The following is a 20,056-nucleotide window of genomic DNA, read 5'->3' as shown; positions in this document are numbered from 1 at the left end:
CAGCTTTTCTTCCTTGACTCGGCGTAAAAAAAGACACTTCCACCCCATTGCGCAAGATGCTCATTCGGGGGTGGAAGTCCTATTTTTTACGGAGTCAGAACAGGAAGAAAAGCTTTCCTATTTTTGGGTATGGGCTTCGAGGAGTTTTTTTGCGAAGGCTTGGAGGTTGGTAGTGTCGTCCTCTTCTGGATCCAAGTCTACTTTGACACTTTCGGCACCTTGGGTAGCGCCTGTTTTTAAAAACTGCTCCGTGAAGTCGTCTACGGATTGGCAGTATTTCTCATAAAACGTATCGCCTGAGCCAAATGTTCCAAACACTTTTCCCGTTAAATCGATTTCCTCTAATTCTTCATAAAAGTCTAAAATCTCATCTGGTAAATTTGCGTCCGTTCCGTATGTATACGTCCCGACCACGCAAATGTCCACCCCTTCAAACTCGCTCGGGTCGACTTGGATGCTCTCGACCATTTCCACATCCACGCCCAACTTTTCGAACGATTCCATCACAATTTCCGCGCATTGTTCCGTGTTGCCCGTCAGACTCGCATAAACGATTAAAGCAGAAGGCATACTGATCACTCCTCATTTCTCGATTCCTATCGAATTTTCACCCATAAGTATACCAAAAATCATTTCCAGATACCAATGCAATTCGTTTCTTGGAAAATGGAACAGTACCTGATGATACCGGGCTATCTCTTCATACTGAGTAGGTTATGTTGACCTAGGGGATGGTCGATTCAACAATCGCTCGATTTCTGATCAGCTAGCCAATTTTTTAACATTGGCAAAGAAGAAAAGAAATGCGTAGCAGTTCTTCCTGTAGAGAATGTTTCCAACTGAAAGAAAAGCTACCTCAAAGAATAGGCTACTGGCAAAATCTGGTGATGGAAAGCAAATGACGGCTTTCCCCTTTAAAAAACCAAAAAATGCGCTATAATAAATAAAGACGAGTAAATTAGGAGAAAAGAGGAATGAATTGTGATTACATTAAAATCACCCCGCGAAATTGATGCTATGGCGGAATCTGGCGCAGTACTGGCAGAGATCCACCGCCGTTTACGCGAGTTTATCAAACCGGGCATCACGGGTTGGGACATTGAAAAATTTGTGGAAGCTATTATAGAAGAAAAAGGGGCCATCGCTGAACAAAAAGGATTCGAAGGCTATGAATATTCGACCTGTGTCAGCGTCAACGACGAAATTTGTCATGGGTTCCCCCGCAAACTGGTCTTGAAAAACGGCGACCTGATCAAAGTCGACATGGTCATCAACTACAAAGGCGCATTGTCGGACTCTTGTTGGAGTTACGCAGTTGGCGAACCAACCGAACAAGTCAAAAAACTAATGGAAGTCACCCGCACCGCTTTATACAAAGGCATTGAAGCTGCACAAGTCGGCAACCGTATCGGAGACATCGGCCACGCCATCCAGACGTACGTCGAAGCACAAGGCTTTTCCGTTGTCCGCGAGTTTGTCGGCCACGGCATTGGGCCAACTTTACACGAAGCTCCGAGCGTTCCGCATTACGGCGAACCGCACAAAGGAATGCGCTTGAAAGAAGGCATGGTGATCACCATTGAGCCGATGATCAACACCGGAACGTGGAAATCTAAAATGGATGACAACGGCTGGACCGCGCGTACACAAGACGGCGGATTGAGCTGCCAGTACGAACACACCTTGGCGATTACCAAAAAAGGACCGAGAATCCTCACAAGCCAAGACGAAGAAATATAAATAGAAACTACCTGAATAGAATACTGTTCAGGTAGTTTTTTAGTTTGGGAAAGATTATAGAGAGGGCGATCCGGACAGTGAGCGCGTCGCCCCCTCTGTAAAGACCGGAAGGAAGGATTTGCGCGCCACTTAACAAGCAGAAGCTAAAAAAGTGTCGCACATCGAGTCAAATCGCGACACTGAAAACCGCCAGGCGCTTTGAGTGTCCACCACTGCCTCGAATCGCGACAATCAACAAAGAAATGTCATCTCAGTGGCGCGCAAACCATCCAATCGGGTCACTTGTTCCATGATTGAAAGCTGAGTGTCTGGGAAACAGCTCGATAGCGCCACTCAGCGAGCCATTCTCCCTGTAAAGACCGGAAGGAGAGAGTTGCGCGCCACTTAACAAGCAGAAGCTAAAAAAGTGTCGCACATCGAGTCGAATCGCGCCACTGAAAATCGGCAGGTGCTCTGAGTGTCCACCACTGCCTCAAATCGCGACACTCAACAAAGAAATGTCATCTGAGTTGCGCGCATCCCCGAACCGATAATGGAGTTGGGAAAAATAAAAAGATTTAACTTTAACGTTTTAGCTACAGAACAAGTTTTCATTGGTTTTACATAAAAACAAATAGAAAAACACTTAATAAAGCGCTTGCAATTTGAAATAAGCATGGTATTATGAATTTGTAGCAAAAACGTTTTAGTAAATCAGATAAATCTTTAATTGGAGAAGGGATACTATGGCTAAAGCACTATTGAGAGTATTGGCGTTTATAATCGATGCGATACTAATCTATTTTCCGTCCATTCTGTTGCTTCAAGTGGTTTTTGGCTTAGAATTCAAAATGGCGGACATCGTGGCTCAACTGTTTATGGTTCTGTACTTCGCTATTGCTGGGAGCGCCTTTGGTGGGAAAACAGTAGGAAAGTTCTTTTCTAAACAACGGACGGTCTATATGCATGATCACAATGACCTGGCAATAGTTGGACTGAGAGAATTTCCCAAAATGCTTTATTTCATACCCCATTTTGGCTTTGTATTTACACTGCTCAGTGTCGGCTTATTTATTTGGAAGAAAACCACTCTCCATGATTGGATCGGTGGCAGTCACGTGTTGATGGATGTACAAGAGAAAGTAGGGGGATAAAAGATGGGTGCAGATTTTTTAACAGAAAATGCGTTTGCTCAAATGGATAGTCGCCCGATACTCGCTTTGTTTTTTGTCACGCTGATCGCAGTGTATCTCATTGCTCGAACTTATAAAAATCATTATGAAATGAATAAAGTTTTAAAAACATATGCACTCTTTGCACTGGGCATTCTCCTACTCAATTTGTTTCTGGGAATAAAGATTGCACTAGTCATTGGGATCATATTAATGGGATTGATCGTTTTGATCTTTCGTTCCAACACGTACTTTTATGGAAGATAAATTATGTAGGAGGCTAAGAATGAACTCAAGTGTAAAATACTACGACGATTCATGGTCGATCGGTGAAAACTATTTTAATAAAGAGTGGTTAGGGAAATACGAAACAATTTTAGCGCAGGGAAACGGTTATATGGGCATCCGAGCAGCGACTGAAGAAAACTACATAGGTGAAACACGCGATACCTTCGTAGCGGGAACGTTTAACAAGTTTGATGAAAAAGAAGTGACCGAATTACCGAATGTGCCCGATTTTATACAGATGCAACTAAGAGTCAATGGAGAACTACTCGATTTGACAACAGGGGAAACGAAACAATATGAAAGACGCTTGAATTTACAAACAGGAGAATTGACTCGGACCTTTATCTGGGTTTCTCCGAAGGGAACCGAAGTGGAGTGGAAGTTTTCCCGCTTCGTCTCTAAAAAAAGACTGCACATCATTGGACAAAAAATGGAAGTGAAAGCCCTCAATGAAGCAGCGGCAGTAGAAATCATCTCCGGCATCGACGGGCGTATGACAAACAGCGGCTCGCAGCATTTTCATGAAGGGGAAAAACGTTTAAAGGGAAAAGATACGATGCAAATGACCTCTACGACGCTGCAGTCCAACATCGATTTCATTTTGACGACAGCTCATCAGTTCAAACTGAATGCAGAAAGCCGACCATTGCGCTCCCGTATTGAAATGCCGCGTAGGAAAGTAGAAAATCTCTATTGGGCGACGATCGAAAAAGGCGAGACGCTCACGATCGAGAAAATCTCCTCTATCCATACTACACGAGACAAGGAACATATAAACCACCCGACTGAAGAAATTGAAGAACTGGCTGTCGCTGAACTGAAAAAAGTCAAAGAAATGGGCTACGACAGTTTAGCTCAGGAAAGTCACAAGGAATGGGAAAAACCAGTCTGGCAAGTGGCACCGATCCAAATCGAATCGCCGGATCCATTAGATCAGCTGGCCATTAATTTTGCCCGCTACCACCTGCACTGCATGACGCCTGCCCATGATGAACGCATGAATATCGGGGCAAAAGGACTGACCGGAGAAGGCTACAAAGGCCACACGTTCTGGGACACAGAAATTTTCGTCCTACCCTATTTCACCTTTACACATCCGGACATCGCCAAAAGCTTAGTGGAATATCGTTACCACGGATTGGAAGGCGCCCACAAAAAGGCTAGCGGAAACGACTACGAAGGCGCCCAGTATCCTTGGGAAGCTGCCTGGATCGAAGATGGCGAAACTACACCCGTCTGGGGAGCGGCAGACATTGTTACCGGCAAAGCGACAAAAATCTGGTCGGGTTTCATCGAGCAGCACATTACGGGTGACGTTGCCTACGGTGTGTATCAATATAACCAAGCCACTCAAGATCAAACCTTTATGGATGAAAAAGGGTATGAGATCCTACTGGACACCGCCAAATTCTGGACCAGTCGGGTAGAATATGGTGAAAGCAAAGATCAGTACGGCATCAAAGGAGTGATCGGTCCCGACGAGTATAAAGAACATGTGGACAACAATGCCTTCACCAATTATATCGCCCGCTGGAACATGGAAAAGGCGCTGGAAGTAATGGAAGAGCTGAAAACGAGGCCCACCGTTAAAAAACGGCTGGATGAACAGTTCGATTTAGCGGATCTAGCAGACAAGCTCAAAGCAACTTTGGCGAAACTATTCGTCCCTCAACCAAACGAAGACGGGATCATCCCGCAAGATGACACCTACTTAACAAAAGAAGTGATCGACTTGACCAAATACAAAGCGCAAGATTTTGTAGGCGGATTGTTCCATGATTATAATCTGGAACGAGTGAACGATATGCAGATCACTAAACAGGCGGACGTATTATTGCTCTTGTATCTCTTTGAAGATCAATTTGAAAAAGATACCAAGGATAAAAACTGGAACTATTATGAACCGAAAACCATGCACGATTCATCCTTGTCCCTATCCACACATACGACTTTGGCTGCGGACCTAGGTTATGCAGAACGAGCCTACGAATTGTTCAAAAAAGCCCGCTTTATCGACATGGGACCGGTCATGACGACTTCGAATGAAGGGATCCACGCAGCTTCTCTTGGCGGGATCTGGCAAGCAGTCGTGTTCGGGTTTGGTGGCGTAAGAAGTTTGAATGGGGAGTTACGTATCGAACCCTCCTTACCGAATGAATGGACGGGGTTGACCTATAGCATCTATTGGCATGGCAATGAAATAGAAGTTTCGATCGATAAAGAACAAATGACACTGACCAACAAAACACAAACTGAAGCAATCGAGTTTGAGTCATTTGGCAAACAGTACACAGTGCTGGATAAAACTACGGTATTACTAACAAAATAAAACCCACATTATGAGGAGGAAGCAAAATGAGTAAATTATTCACCAAGAAACTAGGATTAACGGTTATCAGTTCAGCAACGGCTTTGACATTGATGGCCTGTGGAGGAGCTGGCGAAGAAACAGATACGGATAATGCAGATACCAGTGCTGTAGAAACAGAAGGAAAAACACTGACACTAGGTGTATGGGGCGGAAATGATGCGGAAGAATCTTCTCTCGATTCATTGATCAGCCAGTTTGAAGAAGAAACAGGCGCAGCAATCGAGAAAAAAGTATACACGGATTACAATACTCAAATCCAGACAGACTTGATCGGTGGAACGGCTCCAGACGTCTTCTATGTAGATGTATCCATGTTTGACTTCTTTGAAGAGCAAGGCACGTTAATGGAATTGGAACCAGAGTCTTTTGAAGTGGATGCTTTTTACGATACCTTGATCGAAGCCTTCTCAAATGACGAAGGTGGACTCTACGCCATACCAAAAGACATGTCAACTTTATCACTTTACTTAAATGAAGATATATTTGAAGCTGCCGGCGTTTCTATCGATGAGGTCCCTGGTTCGCTAGAAGAATATGTAGACTGGCTGCCTGGATTCCAGGAAAAAATTGATGAAGCTTATCCAGATGACGATGTCTTTGCAATGAGTTACACACCGGAACTATCGCGTACGTATCACCTGATGGAACGTGGAGACGGCGATGTGATCACTGAAGACGGTTTGGCCAACTTGAATGATCCGGCAGTGATCGAAAACTTACAGATCCTTACCGATTTGAAAGATACCGGAGCCTATGTCACTCCGCAAGATATTGGTACAGGCTGGAATGGCGAAGCGTTCGGAATCGGTAAAATCGCGATCATGGATGAAGGAAACTGGGTTTATCAAACATTGAACAACGAATTTTCCGATGTCAATTTCACTGTAAAAGAAATGCCGACATACAAAGACGAACAAGGTTCTATGATGTTCTCTGTAGGTTGGGGAAAATATGCAGGAACAGAAGAAAGTGAATTAGCTGATTTATGGATCCAACACGCAACGGGAGCAGAAGGCATGCAAGAATGGGTCGAAGGTACAGGCACATTACCAAGTAGACAAGATGTAGCAGAAGCTGCAGACATCACAAGTAATCCTGACTTGAATATCCACTTAGAAGCATGGGAATTCGCTTCTCCTTGGCAAGACGGCGTAACGTTGACCACAGTATCCAATGCCTTCAATAACTACCTACCAACAGTTATGAACGGTGAAGAATCATGGGAAGCAGCTATGGAAGAAGCCAACAGTCAAGCAAACTCAGATATCGAAGCCGCAAATTAAGCTGAGTAATCATATCCAGGTATTTGTAGCTGAATAAATGTAGCTACAAATACCTGTTTTTTATTATGAAGTCAAATTGTTTTTAGGAGGTTGAATCATGAAAGCGAACAGTAAGAAATCAAGAGTGAGCAAATCACGTTTAGTGGAATGGTTTCAGGCGTATACGTTCTTAGCACCCGCACTACTTATTTCACTCGTATTCTTTGTCGTTTCCATTTTGTTTTCCCTTTACTTATCGTTCAACAACGTGAACTTATACGCAAGTACGTATTCTTTTACTGGAATCGAAAACTACGCTCGGATGTTCACTGATGGACGCGCAGCGATTGCTCTAAAAAACACAGCGACATTTTCTGCCGTTGTTGTCCCGGCGCAAACCATTGCCGCATTGATGGTCGCTTTTGTATTGGCTAGTGATAAGTTAAAAGGAAGAAAGATGTTCCGCCTGATCTATTTTCTCCCAACATTAACATCCAGTTCAGCTTTGACGCTGATTTTCATGTTCATCTTCAATGTCTACGGACCTGTAAATGAACTATTGTTAAACGTTGGCTTGTTGAGCGAACCGATCAACTTCTTACAAAATCCGGAATATTCCTTGAAAGTCATCATGGTCATGAACGTATGGTCAACGGTCCCGATGTTCATGACGATTTATCTAGCGTCGCTCGTCGATTTGCCAAAATCACTTTATGAAGCAGCTGAAATTGATGGAGCTTCTTCTTGGGAGAAATTGCTGTATATCACAGTCCCCTATTTGAGACCGATTACTACTTATGTTGTGTTGATGGGCATCATTGGGACATTTCAAATGTTTGACCAGGCATATATTTTTTCCAATGGATCTGGTGGTCCGGCCAACTCGACTTTAACGGTGGCTTTGATGATTTACCAGTATGCTTTCGGACAAATGAATTCGATGGGCTATGCTTCGGCACTGGCCATCATGTTGGCACTCATTATCTTTGTCGTCTCATTGGTTGCTGAAAAAGTAAACAACAGAAATAGTTAAAGGAGGAGAAGGAATATGAAGAAAAATAAATTGCCGATCATCCATATCATTATGTACACGGTCCTGATAATCTATGCATTTTTTACATTGTATCCATTCTTATGGGCAGTTGCCGCCTCCTTTAAACCGTTTCGAGAGATCGTCGGAGGAGATCTGAGTTTGCTCCCGAATGAATTTACCACAGCGAATTACGAATATATTTTTGGCCGCTCCTCACTCTTTTCACGCTGGTTCTTGAACTCTGTCATCGTGTCTGTAGTCGGAACGACGATCAATATTTTCTTGAACACAATGGCCGGGTACGCACTTGCCCGCTTGAACTTCCCTGGGAAATACCGCATTTATTATGGCTTTCTAGCCTTGATCATGGTTCCTGCGCAAGTATTGCTGATCCCGAATTATTTGATTTTACGCAACTTGGGCATGCTGGACAGTTTCACAGCGCTGATCCTTCCCGCAGCGATCAACTTGGGAAACATCTTTATGATGCGTCAATTTTTCATGAACTTCCCAGTCGATGTTGAAGAAGCTGCGGCTATCGATGGATTAGGAAGATTCCAAACATTCTTCCGGATCGTCATGCCACTTGCGAAACCGTCCATATCCACACAAGCGATTTTTGTGTTCATGGGCTTTTGGAACGAATTTATGAAACCCATGCTCTATTTATCCAGTCCGCAAAAATTCACACTGACATTAGGGCTCCAGACCTTCCAAGGGCAAGATGGAGGCGTACGCTGGGACTATACAATGGCCGCCAGCGTTATCACCATCATTCCCATAGTCATTTTGTACATCATATTCAATAAGTACTTCTTGCAAGGGGTAAGAATGGACGGCGAGAAATAGAGACACAGTTTTTTTGGATTTCGTGAATAAGAGCGAAAAGCAAACCGATTTTTTGTATAATACAATAGACAGGTTTAAATAAAAGTAAAGCCAACAGTTTTCATTTTTCAAAACAGATAATTTGGATAAGAGGGGACGGGGTCAGTTGAAAAAGATTACAATCAAAGATGTAGCTAAACAGGCAGGCGTATCGATCGGAACGGTTTCGCGTGTATTTAACGGCTATACAGATATTGGCGAAGCGACTAAACAAAAAGTACTAAGGATCGCTGATGAACTCGAATATACTCCCAACTTATCTGCACGCTCGCTCTCTTCAAAGAAAAAGCGAAACATCGCCCTGCTGTTGAACAACTTGGAACTCAACAACAAAGCGAATTTAAGTATGGATATCCTCTCAGGTGTTTATCAGTATACACAGGAAACGGATTTTGAATTTTTCTTGATCCCAATCACGACAGAACAACAAAAAGAAAAAAGTTTGCAGAAGTTTTTGAATGAAAGAGATATATCGGGTGCCGTGATCCAAGGGTTGAAAACCGATGACCCGTACATCAAAGAAATCGAGAAAAGTTCCATCCCGATCGTCCTAGTCGATATAGAAATCGCAGGCGATCACGTTGGTTCAGTCTCCGTGGATAATGAACAGGCTGCCTATGAAGCAGTAGAACACCTGCTTTCACTAGGGCACGAGCATATCGCGCTGATGAATGGACGGAAGGAAGCAAAAGTTACCGTCAATAGAGAAGCCGGTTACCGCAAAGCCTTAAAGGAGAGACAAATAGAAGTTCGCCAAGAGCTCATCCAATACGCTAACTTTAGTGAAGATATCGCACAGATGATGGCGCTGGACTTGTTGAAAAACTATCCGGACCTGACAGCATTTTTTTGTGCCAGTGATATCATGGCGATCGGTGTAATGAAAGCAATCAAAGAAACGGGGAAAACCATCCCCGAAGACATCTCTGTAGTTGGCTTTGATGACATTACCCTGGCACAATATCTCACACCACCACTCTCAACAGTTACCCAAAACATGAAAGACATTGGCTATCAAGCAGCAACATTACTCAGCCGCTTTATACTCAATGAAGAAATCGAACGACAACACATCTTTGTACCACACGTACTAACAATACGAGAAACAACAACAGAACGAAAAACAAAGAGCGGAGCTTTGCGTTAAGAAATGAGGAGCTGGAGCCGGGCAGAACAAGATTCGCCAGAATCGGTGAATCCCAGCGAAGCAACCGCATTTCTGCAAAGCGTAACTCATTTCAAAAAGAGAGTGGAGCTTTGCGTTAAGAAATGAGGGGCTGGAGCCGGGTAGAACAAGATTCGCTAGAATCGGTGAATCCCAGCGAAGCAACCGCATTTCTGCAAAGCGTAACTCATTTCAAAAAGAGAGTGTAGCTTTGCGTTAAGAAATGAGGGGCTGGAGCCGGGTAGAACAAGATTCGCCAGAATCGGTGAAGCCCAGCGAAGCAACCGCATTTCTGCAAAGCGTAACTCATTTCAAACAGAGAGCGAAGCTTTGCGTTAAGATGGTGAAATTCATAAAATAAGGGAAGGCTGGGACTTTTGTCCTAGCCTTTTCGTTATGCAATGTAACAGTCAAGAGAAATACTCTCCGAGTGTCCACTACCGCCTCGAATCGCGACAGTCAACAAAGAAACGCCCATCGGAGTGGCGCGCAAACAATCCGATCGGGTCACTTAGTCCATGATCGAAGGCTGAGTGTTCGGGAAGCAACTCGATCGCGACACTCAGCGAGTCATTCTCCTTGTAAAGACCGGAAGGAGGAGATTGCGCGCCACTCAGCTAGCAGAAGCTACAGAAGTGTCGGGAATGAAGTCGGATTGCGCCACTGAAAATCGGCAGGTGGCTCTGAGTGTCCCCTAGTGGATTGAATCGCGACACTCAGCCAGCCATTCTCCTTGTAAAGACCAGAAGGAGGAACTTACCCGCCACTTAACAAGCAGAAGCTAAAAAAGTGTCGCACATCGAGTCGAATCGCGACACTGAAAATCGGCAGTTGTTCTGAGTGTCCACCACTGCCTCGAATCGCGACAGTCAATAAAGGAACACCAGCTCAGTGGCGCGCAAGCTATCCGATCCGGTCATTTAGTCGATAATCGAAGGCTTGAGTGTCCGGGAAACAGCTCGATAGCGCCACTCAGCGAGCCATTCTCCTTGTAAAGACCAGAAGGAGAGAGTTGCGCGCCACTTAACAAGCAGAAGCTAAAAAGGTGTCGCACATCGAGTTGGATCGCGACACTGAAACCCCCCAGGCGCTCTGAGTGTCCACCACCGCCTCGAATCGCGACAGTCAACAAAGAAACGCCCATCTCAGTGGCGCACAAACAATCCGATCGGGTCACTTGTTCCATGATTGAGAGCTGAGTGTCTCGAAATTAGGTTGCTTGTGCAGATGAGCTAAAAAAAATGAAGGGTTTTGACTGTTATTGATTGATATGATTGTTTGTGAATGCTATACTGATTTTGAAGAGGTGATGGAAATGCTTACAGAGGAACGGCAGGCAGCTATTTTGGCCTTGTTGGAAAAACAACAAGTCGTTAAATCGAAAGAATTAGTCGAACAGTTAGATGCTTCGGAATCAACGGTGAGGCGTGACCTGGCAACGTTAGAAGCGGAAGGAGAGCTCATCCGGATCCACGGAGGCGCCAAGAAAAAGTATACGATCGATGAAGAAGAAGCGATGGAAGATAAAACTATCAAAAACGTTCACGATAAGCGCCTGATCGCGAAAAAAGCGGTCAGCACGGTCCAAGATGGGGAAACCATTTATCTGGATGCCGGCTCCACCACCTATGAATGCATCGAATTTCTTGCTGCCAAAAAGGTGACGGTGGTCACGAATGGGATCCCCCATGCAGTGGCGCTGGTGGAAAAGGGCGTCAACACCATTTTGATCGGCGGGCAGATCAAACCGAAGACGAAAGCGGTCGTAGGCGCCACAGCCAGCGCCCAGTTGGAGCAGTACCAGTTTACGGACGCCTTTCTGGGTATGAACGGGATCCATTCCACCTACGGACTGACGACCCCGGATGTGGAGGAAGCGGCGTTGAAAAAAACGGCGCTCCAACAGGCGAATCAAAGCTACGTTCTGGCAGATGCGTCGAAATTCGATAAGGTCCATTTCGTCCGCGTATGCGAGCTGGACGATGCGATTCTGGTCACGACTGCGGGCAATCCGTGGATCGAACGGCTGGATCTGGACGATAAAACTATGATTTGGGAGGCTTGACAGATGATTTACACAGTAACGCTCAATCCATCGATCGATTACATTACGTACGTCGACGATATGCAACTGAACGCGCTGAACCGCATGACGGACGACCGGAAATTGCCGGGTGGGAAAGGCATCAACGTGTCGCGTATCTTGACACAGCTGGACATCGACACGACCGCACTCGGCTATGTGGGCGGCTTCACGGGGCGCTTTCTCGACGAAACGCTTCAAACAGAAGGCATTCGCACCGATTTCATCCCGGTAGCCGGGACCACACGCATCAACGTCAAAATCAAATCCGCCGGTGAAACGGAAATCAACGGTGCCGGCCCGACGATCGCTGCAGACGAGCAGGAAGCTTTGAAGCACCAGCTCCATGCGCTCAAACCGACGGACATCGTCGTCCTATCCGGCAGTAAGCCCGCTGGCGTCGCGAACGATTTCTACGCGCAACTCATTGCTCAGCTCACTGACGCCGGCATTCCCTTTGTCATCGACACGACCGGTGAAGAGCTGGAAGCCGCCATTCCGCAGGGGCCTTTGGTCATCAAGCCGAATCACCATGAACTGGCTGAATTGGTGGGAAAAGAGACGCTATCCGATGCAGAAATCTACCAGCACGGAAGAGAACTGCTCGAGCGCGGTGCGCAATTTGCGCTCATTTCAATGGCTGACAAAGGGGCATTGTTGTTTACACCTGAAGGAATCTGGCAGGGACAAGCCGCACCGGGAGACGTCATCAATTCCGTCGGCGCCGGTGACTCCATGATCGCAGGATTTGTGGGAACCTACAGCCAGACACACGATCCACTAGAAGCCTTCAAAATGAGTGTGGCATGTGGCTCCGCCACAGCCTACCAAGAAGACCTGGCCACCCACGAACAGATCCAAGCAGTCTATCAAACCGTCGCGATCAAAAAAGTAGACTAAAGAGCGACGACTAGCTGAATGCACCATGGTGAGGGACTGAATGTCCACTAGTGACTCGAATCAGAACCCTCAGCCAACCATTCTCCTTGTAAAGACCGGAGGAGAGACTTGCGCGCCACTTAGCGAGCAGAAGATACCAAAGTGTCGCGCAAGCAGTCGGATCGCGCCAGTGAAAATCGGCAGGCGCACTGAGTGTCCGCCACTGCCTCGAATAGCGACACTCAAAGAAGAAACGCCGTCTCAGTGGCGCACAAACCATCCACTCGTTTCATAGTAGGACAAATTCTCTGCACTTATATACTTACTTATAGAAGAAAGGAATGAATCAGATGAAAATTCAAGATGTTTTATTGAACGATCTCATGATCCTCGATTTACAAGCGACTTCTAAAGAAGGCGCCATTGATGAAATGATTGCTTCTTTGTATGAACACGGAAAAATAACTGATCCGAAAACCTTTAAAGGCGGGATCATGGAACGCGAAGCTCAGACGTCTACCGGACTTGGAGACGGGATCGCGATGCCGCATGCAAAAAATGAATCTGTCAAAGAAGCGGCAGTCGTTTTCGCCAAAAGTAAAAAAGGCGTCGACTTCAAATCGCTCGACGGCAAGCCAGCCGAATTGTTCTTCATGATCGCAGCTCCTGAAGGCGGCAACAATGTTCATCTAGAAGTCTTAGCGGCCCTTTCCCGTTCGCTGGTCAATGAAGAAGTGATCACAGGGTTGAAACAAGCCCAGACACCTGCAGAAGTCCAAGCAGTTTTTGAAAAAAGAGAAACGGAAAATGAAGCCGAAGAAGCAGGCACCAGTGAAGCAGCTACCGGCACAGAAACAGCCGGTGAAAAACCATTCGTTGTTGCTGTCACCGCATGTCCAACAGGCATTGCGCATACCTATATGGCTGAAGATGCCCTCAAGAAAAAAGCCAAAGAAATGGGCGTAGCGATCCGAGTTGAAACAAACGGGTCCGATGGGGTAAAAAACCGCCTCACAGCAGATGAAATCAAACGTGCAAAAGGGGTCATCGTGGCGGCCGACAAAAAAGTCGACATGAACCGCTTCAACGGCAAAGCCGTACTCGAACGGCCCGTCAGTGAAGGCATCAACAAACCAGAAGAACTGATCACCAAAGCACTGAACGAAGACGCTCCGATCTACCGAGCAGAAGGCGGCGAACAGACAGCTGACGAAGGGGCAACAAGCCAAGCTCCTGGATTGTCGACATTGTATAAAGATTTGATGAACGGGATCTCCCACATGTTGCCATTCGTAGTCGGCGGCGGGATCCTCCTAGCCATTTCGTTCTTATTCGAAAGCTCATTCGGTTCAGACAGCGTCTTGTTCACAGCATTCAACGAAATCGGGGGCGCAGCATTCAACTTCCTGATCCCGATCCTCGCTGGGTATATCGCCATGAGTATCGCCGACCGTCCTGGCCTCTTGCCCGGAATGACCGGTGGCCTGCTCGCAGTCTCCAGTAACGCCGGATTCCTTGGTGGACTCGTTGCCGGTTTAGTCGCTGGGTACATGATGTATTATTTGAAAGTAGCCCTGCGTGGCGTACCGAAACAATTTGCAGGCTTGAAATCGATCCTCCTGTATCCAGTATTAGGCTTACTCGGAATCGGCTTATTGATGTACTTCCTTATCGGACCAGTCTTCTCCGGAATCAACAATGTCATGCTAGACTTCCTAGCTAACTTAGGTACAGCCAACATGGTCCTCCTGGGCGCCATACTCGGTGGCATGATGGCCTTCGATATGGGTGGCCCGTTGAATAAAGCCGCTTACACCTTTGCGATCGGCATATTCGCCGATACCGGAGACGGAAGCTTGATGGCAGCCGTTATGGCCGGCGGAATGATCCCGCCATTAGCCATTGCTGTAGCCGCACTCTTATTCAGAAATAAATTTACAGACGAAGAACACCAATCGGGACTAGCCAACTTTGTCTTAGGAGCCTCCTTCATCACAGAAGGAGCCATACCCTTTGCCGCAGCCGATCCCTTACGTGTCATCGGATCGTCTATTATCGGAGCATCCATAGCTGGCGGACTCACCCAGTTTTGGGACGTCGCCATCCCAGCACCACACGGCGGCATCTTCGTGATCACCCTAGCCGAAAATCCCTTGCTGTTCTTACTCACACTCCTGATCGGAACCATGATATCAGCCGTGATCCTAGGCTTCTGGAAAAAACCAGTAGAAATAAAATAGAGTGCGAAAAAAAGCGTTCAGACCCGAATAAAGCTCCGCATACTCTATCCGTAAGTTGCTGAAGCAACAACGGCTACAGCAACTGGAGCGAAAAATAGAAGATAATCGCAGATTATCGCATATTTTTTGTGAAGTGGACGTCGGGTCTGCTTTTTTGAGCACATTTCAAATCAGAGAGTGAAGCTTTGCGTTTAGAAATGAGGGGCTGGAGCGGGGCAGAACAAGATTCGCCCGGATCGGTGAAGCCCAGCGAAGCAACCCCATTTCTGCAAAGCGCAACTCATTTTCAAATCAGAGAGTGAAGGCGACTGTTCTGGCTCGACCGGAAAATAGGGCCGCACAGGACAGAGCATCCCGCGCATGGCCAAGCGGCATCTTTTTCCCAAGAGCCAAGAAGCCGCAACTCATTTCAATCAGAGAGTGAAGCTTTGCGTTAAGAAATGAGGGGCTGGAGCGGGGCAGAACAAGATTCGCCCGAATCGGTGAAGCCCAGCGAAGCCACCGCATTTCTGCAAAGCGCAACTCATTTTCAAACAAAGAGTGAAGGCGACTGTTCTGGCTCGACCGGAAAATAGGGCCGCACGGGACAGAGCATCCCGCGCATGGCCAAGCGGCATCTTTTTCCCGAGAGCCAAGAAGCCGCAACTCATTTCAATCAGAGAGTGAAGCTTTGCGTTAAGAAATGAGGGGCTGGAGCGGGGCAGAACAAGATTCGCCAGAATCGGTGAAGCCCAGCGAAGCCACCGCATTTCTGCAAAGCGCAACTCATTTTCAAACAGAGAGTGAAGGCGACTGTTCTGGCTCGACCGGAAAATAGGGCCGCACGGGACAGAGCATCCCGCGCATGGCCAAGCGGCATCTTTTTCCCGAGAGCCAAGAAGCCGCAACTCGTTTCAATCAGAGAGTGCGAAAAAAGGATTCAAACTGAAAAGTGGAATGCGTTTTGAATGTCCACTACCGGATCGAATCGTGTCATTCAACAAAGAAACACCGTCTCAGTGGCGCACAAACCATCCAATCACGTCATTTATTCCATAATAGAAAGCTGAGTGTCCCGAAAGCAAATCAATTGGGACACTCAGTTTGTTTTTTCTCTGACAATGTCCATTACCTAGTCGTATCGGGACACTCAGCTAGCTATTTTCCTTATAAAGACCGGAAGGAGAGACTTGCGCGCCATTCAATGAGCAGAAGCTAAATAAGTGTCGCAAAAGAAGTCGAATCGTGTCATTCAACAAAGAAACGCAACGTGAGTGACGCGCAAACTATCCGATCGCGTCACTTATTCCTTGATAGAAAGCTGAGTGTCCCGAAAGCAAATCAATTGGGACACTCAGTTTGTTTTTTCTCTGACAATGTCCATTACCTAGCCGTATCGGGACACTCAGCCACCTATTTTCCTTATAAAGACCGGAAGGAGAGACTTGCGCGCCATTCAATGAGCAGAAGCTAAATAAGTGTCGCAAAAGAAGTCGAATTGCGACAGTCATCGAAGAAAAGCAACGTGAGTGGCGCACAAACCATCCGATCACGTCACTTATTCCATGATAGAAAGCTGAGTGTCCTGAAAGCAAATCAATCGGGACACTCAGCTGTTTTTTCCTCGGGCAATGTCCATTAACTAGTCGAATAGGGACACTCAGCCACTGATTCTCTTTGTAAAGACCGGAAGGAAGAACTTGCGCGCCACTCAGCGAGCAGAAGCCAGAAAAGTGTCGCACATCGAATTCGATTGCGACACTAACAAGCGAAATGCACTCTGAGTGTCCACATCTACCTCGAATCGCGTCATTTAACAAAGAAATACCGTCTCAGTGGCGCACAAACTACCCGATCAAGTCACTTATTCACTTAACCAAAGCTGAGTGTCCCAAAGGGTTCTCCGCATGCTCCATTTATAAAGTGGACGACGAGTTTGGTTGTTAAAAAATTTTTGGAGGGTTCTGCTTCGGCAGAACCTTCTTTATTTACATAGTGAAGATAGATTTCGCATTGCCTCCTTTTTTTCTTTGATTGACACTAGCGGATATTTCAATTACAATTACTTATATAAAGTAAGTAGAAAAACAAATAAACAATAAACAAACAAACCAATCAGGAGGCTCATTCATGAAATTTCATCAAGCACCCGTAACATATGTAGGCGAAGTACAGCTCAACGTGGCAGACTTGGCGCGCTCACTCGCATTTTATCAAGACGTACTTGGGTTTCAAGTATTCGATCAAACCGACACGACCGCAACATTGACAGCCGACGGAAATCGTCCGCTCTTGTCTTTGACCGAAATCGACAACGCAACTAGCCGCAACCCGCAAGAAACCGGGTTGTTCCATTTTGCGATCCTGTTGCCGACACGTGGCGACTTGGGCCGGTTCATCCGCCACCTTGCGCAACTAGAAATCCCACTTGGCGGGGGCGACCATGATGTCAGCGAAGCTGTCTATTTCAGCGATCCAGATGGCAATGGTATCGAAGTGTACCGCGACCGTCCCTCTACAGAATGGGAGTGGGATAATGGAACTGTTCAAATGGGCACCAAAGAACTCGCTGCCCAAAGCATTATGGACAGTGCTCCAACCGAACCGTGGCAAGGCTTGCCACCTGAAACAGTGATGGGACATATTCATCTCCAAGTAAACGACCTGGCTGCCGCCGAAGAATTTTACACAAAAGGACTCGGTTTTGACCTCACCACCCGTTACGGGACCGGCGCGACATTTTTGTCACATGGAGGCTATCACCACCATGTCGGGCTGAACACATGGAATAGCCAAGGGGGGAATCCACCCGAACCCAACAGTGTCGGACTCGCTGCGTTTACCCTGGAGATTCCCACTAAAGCGGAATTCCAGCAGGTAGTCGCTCAGCTCGAAGACATTGGGGCCGTGGTCCGAAACAGCCAGCAAGAATTGCGGACATTCGATCCCGCCGGAAATGCCATCATCCTGCGCATCCAAACAAACTAGCCTGAGACTGTAGCAAACGTCGGATCTTTTTTTGGAGAACGTTTTAGAAAGTAAAGTTTGAGAAATGATTAGAGTCTGAGACAATTGTCTCAGACTCTTTTTTATATAAACCAGTTGATTGAAGCAGCAAAACCGGACCCTAAACAAAAGCGAATCGAGCTCAGCGAGTTGCCCGCAATTCTTTTCACTACCCCAACAGACAAAAAGTCTGCTATCCTTAGCCTAACAATAGAGGAAAGGAACAGAGACATGGAACTGAAAAGAGAACGTCTGTGGTATGCGGATATCCTCCGCTTGCTTGCCATACTGATGGTATTGACCATCCACATCACATCCAAAGATTTTCACCGCGTGGACATCACGTCCGTGCACTGGCAACTCATGAACGTCTTGAACAGCTTGTCGCGCATCAGCGTGCCGCTTCTCTTTATGGTCAGCGGGATCTTTTTCCTGGATCCCGACAAAGAAGTCTCCCTGCACACACTCTTGACCAAGAACATCAGCCGTCTCATCCGCGCATTTATTTTCTGGTCCGCCATTTATGTACTGTTTAACCGGATCATTGACATCGAAACCCTGTTTGCCGACCGAAGTGTCGCACAGGCGCTTCCCGAAACCGTAACACCTGAAGCCGTCGAAGAAAACCTGTTCGAATTTATCCAAGGCTATTTTCACCTATGGTTCCTGTTTCAAATGGCCCAAGTCTATCTCTTTGTCCCACTCCTGCGGCCCATCGCCAAAGGCCGTTCCCTCCACCTCTACGCAATCGGCCTCGCTATCGTTGTGGGCATCTTGACCCCCACACTGCGCCAATTCCCGGTCTTGTCAAATGTCACTTTGGTGGAAAAAGGGATCCAACTGGAAATAACGTTTGGCTATCTAGCCTATTTTTTGACCGGCTCAGCCATCGCACGCTACGATTTATCCAAAACGATCCGACACATACTCTACACAGGAGGCATCCTGGCGAGTCTCATCACCATACTCGGCACCGCCTTCTATTCCATTCAACAAGGTTCGCATTATACACTGTTTTACGAATATTTGACGCCCAACGTGTTCGTGATGACACTGGCTGCCTTTGCCTTCATCCAGTCAAAAGGAAAAGATTTCAAACCGAGCCCGCAGATCAAAAGACTGCTCGTCACCTCTACGAATTATTCATTCGGAGTCTACTTGGTCCATGTGTTGATCCGGGACTTCATTTGGCTCGCCGGCTGGAACACTACCCTGTTCACACCCTGGCTATCGATACCCGTGTCCATGATCCTGGTGCCCCTAGGTAGTATCCCCATCATTTGGCTCATGAAACGCATACCGTTCCTAAGAGAGACCATTCAGTAATAGCTAAAATAAGGAAAGAAATGCCGCGCATTTCTCTCCTGCAGTCAAGCTTATCCCTTTCGTAGAGGGTAATCAGTGCTTGCTATATAGGTCAACTGTGCCGGATCCTCTTCGATCCGACACAGTTGACCTTTATTTGTTCTGCAAACTTTCCAGCAAGCGAGCCAATCGGTCAACATTTGAAGACAGTACAGGCGAAGTTGCCGGAATCACATGGGATCGGTCAACTTCGAACAAGATTCGCTTTGAAGCTACCCATAAGCAAGTCAATCAGTCAACTTTTGAAAAAAGCACAGGCGAAGTTGCCGGAAACACACAAGATCGGTCAACTTCGAACAGTATTCGCTTTGAAGTTACCCATAAGCGAGTCGATCGGCCAACTTTTGAAGAAAATATAGGCGAAGTTGCCGGAAACACACAGAATCGGTCAACTTCGAACAGGATTTCGCTTGAAGTTACCCATAAGCGATCCAATCGGTCAACTTTTGAAAAAAGCACAGGTGAAGTTGCCGGAAACACACAGAATCGGTCAACTTCAAACAGGATTTCGCTTGAAGTTACCCATAAGCGAGCCGATCGGCCAACTTTTGAAGAAAATATAGGCGAAGTTGCCGGAAACACACAGAATCGGTCAACTTCGAACAG

15 protein-coding genes are annotated in these 20,056 nt (G+C 46.6%); 14 read left to right on the top strand and 1 reads right to left on the bottom strand.

The genetic code is table 11. From position 1 onward, the window contains the following. Positions 1 to 117: 117 nt before the first annotated feature. Positions 118 to 570, bottom strand: a complete 453-nt coding sequence (locus H626_RS0106975) for a flavodoxin (protein ID WP_027108715.1) — start codon at positions 568 to 570, stop codon at positions 118 to 120. Between the two features lie 411 nt (positions 571 to 981). Here H626_RS0106975 and map point away from each other — a divergent pair, with 411 nt between their 5' ends. The 14 genes from map to H626_RS11810 form a co-directional block, all read left to right on the top strand. Beyond that, complete coding sequence (gene map, locus H626_RS0106970; RefSeq protein WP_027108714.1) at positions 982 to 1,740, top strand: type I methionyl aminopeptidase; 759 nt, start codon at positions 982 to 984, stop codon at positions 1,738 to 1,740. 725 nt (positions 1,741 to 2,465) lie between these two features. After that, positions 2,466 to 2,873 (top strand): RDD family protein, encoded by a 408-nt coding sequence (locus tag H626_RS0106965; protein ID WP_027108713.1) that lies wholly within the window; start codon positions 2,466 to 2,468, stop codon positions 2,871 to 2,873. Positions 2,874 to 2,876: 3 nt separating this feature from the next. After that, positions 2,877 to 3,158 (top strand): hypothetical protein, encoded by a 282-nt coding sequence (locus tag H626_RS10865; protein WP_035618881.1) that lies wholly within the window; start codon positions 2,877 to 2,879, stop codon positions 3,156 to 3,158. A 19-nt stretch (positions 3,159 to 3,177) separates the two neighbouring features. Continuing rightward, complete coding sequence (locus tag H626_RS0106955) at positions 3,178 to 5,508, top strand: glycoside hydrolase family 65 protein (protein WP_027108712.1); 2,331 nt, start codon at positions 3,178 to 3,180, stop codon at positions 5,506 to 5,508. Positions 5,509 to 5,534: 26 nt separating this feature from the next. After that, complete coding sequence (locus H626_RS0106950) at positions 5,535 to 6,833, top strand: sugar ABC transporter substrate-binding protein (protein WP_027108711.1); 1,299 nt, start codon at positions 5,535 to 5,537, stop codon at positions 6,831 to 6,833. A gap of 97 nt (positions 6,834 to 6,930) precedes the next feature. Then, complete coding sequence (locus tag H626_RS0106945; protein ID WP_027108710.1) at positions 6,931 to 7,845, top strand: carbohydrate ABC transporter permease; 915 nt, start codon at positions 6,931 to 6,933, stop codon at positions 7,843 to 7,845. A gap of 15 nt (positions 7,846 to 7,860) precedes the next feature. After that, complete coding sequence (locus H626_RS0106940; RefSeq protein WP_027108709.1) at positions 7,861 to 8,694, top strand: carbohydrate ABC transporter permease; 834 nt, start codon at positions 7,861 to 7,863, stop codon at positions 8,692 to 8,694. 145 nt (positions 8,695 to 8,839) lie between these two features. Beyond that, entirely contained in the window at positions 8,840 to 9,880 is a 1,041-nt protein-coding gene (locus H626_RS0106935; RefSeq protein WP_027108708.1) for a LacI family DNA-binding transcriptional regulator, read from the top strand. 1,288 nt (positions 9,881 to 11,168) lie between these two features. Continuing rightward, the gene (locus H626_RS0106930; RefSeq protein ID WP_245570087.1) at positions 11,169 to 11,963 is read left to right on the top strand and encodes a DeoR/GlpR family DNA-binding transcription regulator; all 795 of its coding nucleotides are present in this window, start codon (positions 11,169 to 11,171) and stop codon (positions 11,961 to 11,963) included. 3 nt (positions 11,964 to 11,966) lie between these two features. Next, the gene (pfkB, locus tag H626_RS0106925) at positions 11,967 to 12,881 is read left to right on the top strand and encodes a 1-phosphofructokinase (protein WP_027108706.1); all 915 of its coding nucleotides are present in this window, start codon (positions 11,967 to 11,969) and stop codon (positions 12,879 to 12,881) included. Between the two features lie 329 nt (positions 12,882 to 13,210). Next, the gene (locus H626_RS0106920; RefSeq protein ID WP_027108705.1) at positions 13,211 to 15,100 is read left to right on the top strand and encodes a PTS fructose transporter subunit IIABC; all 1,890 of its coding nucleotides are present in this window, start codon (positions 13,211 to 13,213) and stop codon (positions 15,098 to 15,100) included. 2,109 nt (positions 15,101 to 17,209) lie between these two features. Beyond that, positions 17,210 to 18,067 carry a VOC family protein gene (locus H626_RS0106915; RefSeq protein ID WP_027108704.1) on the top strand — a complete coding sequence of 286 codons (858 nt, stop codon included), beginning with the start codon at positions 17,210 to 17,212 and terminating at the stop codon, positions 18,065 to 18,067. Between the two features lie 249 nt (positions 18,068 to 18,316). Next, positions 18,317 to 19,411, top strand: coding sequence for an acyltransferase (locus H626_RS11330; RefSeq protein WP_156883268.1), 1,095 nt, complete (start codon positions 18,317 to 18,319; stop codon positions 19,409 to 19,411). A 79-nt stretch (positions 19,412 to 19,490) separates the two neighbouring features. After that, positions 19,491 to 20,056 (top strand): hypothetical protein (locus H626_RS11810; RefSeq protein ID WP_211221966.1); only part of this gene is annotated, 566 nt, incomplete at its 3' end.

Origin of the sequence: Lacticigenium naphthae DSM 19658, from assembly GCF_000425865.1 — a bacterium.
In the GTDB taxonomy this organism is placed as follows: Bacteria; Bacillota; Bacilli; order Lactobacillales; family Carnobacteriaceae_A; genus Lacticigenium; species Lacticigenium naphthae.
This window is presented reverse-complemented; position numbering and strand designations above follow the sequence as displayed.

Bases quoted from the DNA above. Each gene is read 5' to 3' on its own strand.
- H626_RS0106975 (WP_027108715.1), bottom strand. From the start codon at position 570: ATGCCTTCTGCTTTAATCGTTTATGCGAGTCTGACGGGCAACACGGAA.
- H626_RS0106965 (WP_027108713.1), top strand. From the start codon at position 2,466: ATGGCTAAAGCACTATTGAGAGTATTGGCGTTTATAATCGATGCGATA.
- H626_RS10865 (WP_035618881.1), top strand. From the start codon at position 2,877: ATGGGTGCAGATTTTTTAACAGAAAATGCGTTTGCTCAAATGGATAGT.
- H626_RS0106955 (WP_027108712.1), top strand. From the start codon at position 3,178: ATGAACTCAAGTGTAAAATACTACGACGATTCATGGTCGATCGGTGAA.
- H626_RS0106950 (WP_027108711.1), top strand. From the start codon at position 5,535: ATGAGTAAATTATTCACCAAGAAACTAGGATTAACGGTTATCAGTTCA.
- H626_RS0106945 (WP_027108710.1), top strand. From the start codon at position 6,931: ATGAAAGCGAACAGTAAGAAATCAAGAGTGAGCAAATCACGTTTAGTG.
- H626_RS0106940 (WP_027108709.1), top strand. From the start codon at position 7,861: ATGAAGAAAAATAAATTGCCGATCATCCATATCATTATGTACACGGTC.
- H626_RS0106930 (WP_245570087.1), top strand. From the start codon at position 11,169: ATGATTGTTTGTGAATGCTATACTGATTTTGAAGAGGTGATGGAAATG.
- pfkB (WP_027108706.1), top strand. From the start codon at position 11,967: ATGATTTACACAGTAACGCTCAATCCATCGATCGATTACATTACGTAC.
- H626_RS0106920 (WP_027108705.1), top strand. From the start codon at position 13,211: ATGAAAATTCAAGATGTTTTATTGAACGATCTCATGATCCTCGATTTA.
- H626_RS0106915 (WP_027108704.1), top strand. From the start codon at position 17,210: ATGAAATTTCATCAAGCACCCGTAACATATGTAGGCGAAGTACAGCTC.
- H626_RS11330 (WP_156883268.1), top strand. From the start codon at position 18,317: ATGGAACTGAAAAGAGAACGTCTGTGGTATGCGGATATCCTCCGCTTG.